The organism is uncultured Senegalimassilia sp., assembly GCF_934632265.1.
Classification (GTDB): Bacteria; Actinomycetota; Coriobacteriia; order Coriobacteriales; family Eggerthellaceae; genus Senegalimassilia.
This window is the reverse complement of sequence record NZ_CAKTYH010000197.1, coordinates 1-1,908: the sequence shown is the minus strand read 5'-3', so window position 1 is coordinate 1,908 and position 1,908 is coordinate 1. Positions and strand designations below refer to the sequence as shown.

At 65.5% G+C, this 1,908-nt stretch carries 3 protein-coding genes; all 3 read right to left on the bottom strand.

Annotation, left to right across the window (positions count from 1 at the left end):
- Positions 1 to 387 (bottom strand): extracellular solute-binding protein (locus Q0H50_RS09425; protein ID WP_294421698.1); only part of this gene is annotated, 387 nt, incomplete at its 3' end.
- Positions 388 to 768: 381 nt separating this feature from the next.
- Entirely contained in the window at positions 769 to 1,533 is a 765-nt protein-coding gene (locus tag Q0H50_RS09420) for a mechanosensitive ion channel family protein (protein WP_294421697.1), read from the bottom strand.
- Positions 1,534 to 1,614: 81 nt separating this feature from the next.
- Positions 1,615 to 1,908, bottom strand: a 294-nt coding sequence (locus Q0H50_RS09415) for a hypothetical protein (protein WP_366936658.1), incomplete at its 5' end; no start/stop codon positions are given.

Here is a 1,908-nt window from a genome sequence, read left to right as displayed (position 1 = left end):
GCACACCTTGTTATCGGCGATCTTGGAGATGTCGGAGGAATCCTTCAGCTTGGCCTCGGCGAACACGTCGGAGTTGCCGATCTGCACAGCACCCTGGGCGATCTGCGTGACGCCCTGGCCCGAGCCGCCGCCCTGGACGGTGATCTGGACGCCAGGGTTCTCCTCCATAAACTGCTCGGCGGCCGCCTCGCACAGCGGCTGCAGCGCGGTGGAGCCCACCGCCGTGATAGTACCGGAAAGCGCCTTCTTGCCGGACGCGGCGTTACCGGATTCGGCGGAGCCGCCATTGGAACCCGAGCAACCTGCCAGGCCGAAACCGGCGACGGCCAACGCGGACATGCCGGCGATGCCGATGAAGCTGCGGCGGCTGATGTAAGAACCCTGCATAGTACGTATACTCCCTTCGGATGTTTTCCCAAGCAAGACGAGCTTGCAGGTGAGGATGGTACGCGCATCTCCGGCCAGCTCACGGCCGCAAGCGCGGTCCATGACCGAAGCGTGACAGGGTTTTACGCGCGGCTTACAAGCCGGCCCGCGCCGCTTTACAAACCGCCCGCTTCGCCGCAGACGCTTTACCCGCGCCTGTCGCACGGACAAGGCGAAGGGAGCAAGATGCTTTGCGCGCCTTGCCCATGGGCAGACGGGAAGAGCCGCGCGCCGCAAAGGCTGCCGAAGCGGGCGGGCACGACCCGCTAAAACGCAAAAAAGCCGAGAACCCCGGAAGCATCCGCCTCCGGGGTTCTCGGCCCGTTCATATGCGAAATTCGATTATTGCCTGGTCAACGGCGCGATGGCGCGCAACACGGCGTCCTTCGCCGCCGTGGCGTCATCGCCGCTTGCCATGGTGAAGATGAGCGACCCGGCGAAACCGACGTCGACGACCTCGGTGAACCACAGGCGCGGGGACGCCTCGACCGCGCCCACCCGGCGCGCCGCGGCGAGCGCCGCCTGCTCGATGTGCCCGGCCCTCTCGTCAAGGTCCTCGCCGCCGCCTTCCACCACCAGGGAAAGCGTCACCTTACCCGTGGGCGGCAGGTGCACGAGCGACGTCTTGTTGATGATGGAGTTGGGGATGACCACCGTCTCGCCCTTGGAGTTGGTGATGGTGGTATGCCGCCAGTTCACATCCTTCACGACGCCCGCAGCGCCGCCGACCGAGATGTTGTCGCCCGGCGAGACGATACGCAAAAGGCTGACCTGCACGCCGCCGATCAGGTTGGAGATGGTGTCCTGGAAGCCCAACGAGATGGCGATACCTCCGATGCCCAGCGCCGTGATGGCGGCGGACACGTCCACGCCGAAGCACGTGGACAGCACCACCGATCCGCCCACCACCCACACGATGGCGCGTCCGATGTTGACGAAGATCGACGACGAGGGCAGCTCATCGGAGTAGTTGAGCACGCGGCGCAGGAACTTCGTGAGCAGATGCCCGACCACCGCCGTGATCACGATGATGACTAAAGCGGTTATGAGCGTGCCCAGCCACGCGTTGCCCACCGCCGATATGATGCCGTGCTCGAAATCCTCCATATAAGGAAAACCCCTTCCGCGGGATGCCCGCTTCAAACCGCGGGGCCGCGCCCGAACCGGGACGCGGCCCCGCGAGAACCGTTATTCCACCGTGCCGTACACCTGGCCCCAGGCATGCCCGCCGATAGCCGAGTTCAGCTGATCGCATAGGCGCTGGCGCGTATAGGTGCCCGGCGGCAGCAAGGCGATGATCTCGTCAAGGTCGTCGGGCAGGTCGAACGACTCGGCCGTCACGACGACGTCGAGCCGCCGCACGAACTTCCCACCGCCGGCGAACACCGAATCGACGACGCGCTGCAGCTGGCCGTAATGCTCGCTGCGGCGCGTGTTCGTCGCAAGCTTCGCCATTGCGGCTACGCCTCCACGTCGCTGCGC

Excerpts from the sequence above, each read along its gene's own strand:
- Q0H50_RS09420 (WP_294421697.1), bottom strand. The coding sequence starts at position 1,533 with ATGGAGGATTTCGAGCACGGCATCATATCGGCGGTGGGCAACGCGTGG.